The organism is Neochlamydia sp. AcF65, assembly GCF_018342435.1.
In the GTDB taxonomy this organism is placed as follows: Bacteria; Chlamydiota; Chlamydiia; order Chlamydiales; family Parachlamydiaceae; genus Neochlamydia.
In genome coordinates this window covers 1-2,055 of sequence record NZ_JAEMUE010000037.1, presented here as the reverse complement: position 1 = coordinate 2,055, position 2,055 = coordinate 1, and the positions used below count along the sequence as shown (strand labels likewise).

The 2,055-nt window shown below is 38.6% G+C and carries 2 pseudogenes; both read left to right on the top strand.

Annotated features, from left to right (window positions below):
• Positions 1 to 440 precede the first annotated feature (440 nt).
• A pseudogene (locus tag NEOC65_RS09575) lies at positions 441 to 1,075 on the top strand (helix-turn-helix domain-containing protein); the annotation flags it as partial.
• Positions 1,076 to 1,738: 663 nt separating this feature from the next.
• Positions 1,739 to 1,954, top strand: a pseudogene (locus NEOC65_RS09570) (IS481 family transposase); the annotation flags it as partial.
• Positions 1,955 to 2,055 lie beyond the last annotated feature (101 nt).

Sequence of the window (2,055 nt, the reverse complement as noted above, 5' to 3'; positions counted from 1 at the left end):
GTTTTTCTTCTGGCCATTGTTACCTCCTTCTTTTAGAAAGAAGATAATTCTAGATTTATGTAGCATTTGTCAAATCTTTCTCATCAAAACACCCTGTATAAAAGATACGCAGAGATTGTTGAAACGTATTATTGAGTTTGGAATTGCAATACCTCTCAACCTTGAATCATTTAATACTTATGCTCTAGGTAATAAGCTAAATGGGTATTTAATGAGATAAGCTTAGTAAAAAAGCAAGTAAAGCTTTTGCTTCTACAAAAATTGTAATAGATAAGACTTAAACTGACAGTTGTGATAAAAATAAAAGAAACACGGCTTAAAAGCCACGAAACTTAAAGCCCTGTCGTTCGTAAAAAATGATAGGGCTGAAGTTAAAGTGAGCGGCTCCAAGGCCAACGAGGAATTTCAAAATGTCAAATTTAGCAACTCATTAAAAAGTTATTAAAAGCAAGCTTAAGTGTTTAAAGCTAGCCGAAACATTAGGGAAGATATCCCAAGCGTGTAAGATGATGGAATATTCTAGAGATAGCTTTTATAGATTCAAAGAATTTTATGAAACAGGTGGAGAAGCAGCTCTTCAGGATATGGCACGTAAAAAACCCTGTATAAAAAACAGAGTAGACGAGTCTATCGAAAAAGCTGTGGTTGATTTTGCTCTTCAAGCCTGCTTATGGACAATTAAGAGTATGTAACGAGCTTAAGAAGCAAGGAGTTTTCATTTCGCCAGGTGGTGTAAGTTCTGTTTAACTACCATACAATCTTTAAAACCTTTCAAAAACGTCTCAAAGCATCGGAAGCTAAAATGGCTTTAGGAAGAAATGATACTAACAGAGGACCAACTAAAAGCTCTTGAAAAAGCCAAGGAAGAAAAAGAAGCGTATGGCGAAATTGAAACTGGACATCCAGGGTATTTATTAGCCCAAGATACTTACTTAAGTAGGCACTATTGAAGGTGTGGGACGCATTTATCAACAGACAGTGATTGATACCTATTCTAAGGTAGCTTTTGTCAAACTATACGATAGGAAAAATGCGTTGGTAGCAGCGGATATGCTTAAATGATCAAGTCATTCCTGGTTTGATCGGGTCGCCCAAGGGAACTTCCCCCTTAGGCTCCCACAGACACGTACGTGAAACTCTCGCTTCATACGGCTCCTATTGTTCTTCAAGCTTTCCAGCCTTTTCCCCACCCCCATAAGTTCCTCGTATTTCTACTTGACTTATTGAGTTGGATTGAACAATTCAACCCCTTCGCTCCCCCTTCATTACAAAGGCTTCCTCACTACTACGAGTTGATCTGCCCCTCATACATGCTTCGATATTTCCCACTTTGTGTTCTTCACTTATATGGTTTTCTCTTAACATCATCTATGAGGTTCCCACGTTCCATACAAAAGCCTAGACTAAGTTCACGCTATCTCTATGCCGGACGCCATTTAGGCAGTAAACAGGTTGCCCCTAAATTTATCCTGGAAGAGCTTTTAACCCCCAGTTTTGACATCATCTTTAATCTTTCGACACTTGGACCGATAGTTCACTTTCGTTCGTCTCCTTAGCCCTCACCTGATATGTTTATCATACCTTTTCCTTAACGCTCACCACCTTGGCTTTTGACCAAAGCAGCTTAAGGCGGTTTGAAATCTCTTCCTGCAAAGCGACTTCGAGGAGCCATCTTCCTCATCTTTCATATAGTTACGCACATCTACAATGTGCTCGTGGCACACAAAAGCAAGATATTCGTACCTTAAGAATATTAACCGATCGTGGTACAGAGTACTATGGAGCAAGAGAACATCATGAGGATAAACTTTATCTAGCCGTTGAAGATATTGACCATTCTCGCACTAAAGCCAGGTATCCTCAAATCAATGGAATCTGCGAAAGGTTTCATCAGACCATCCAAAACGAATTTTATGCCATAGCTTTTAGGAAGAAAGTGTTTAAAAATGTTGAAAAATCAGGGTTAACGCATTATAAATAAATTTTTTAAAAGTTCTTCTCTGTAAGTAATATTACATGCAGCTCTCAAGCGCTTTGCTTGCAAAGATGCTTTGC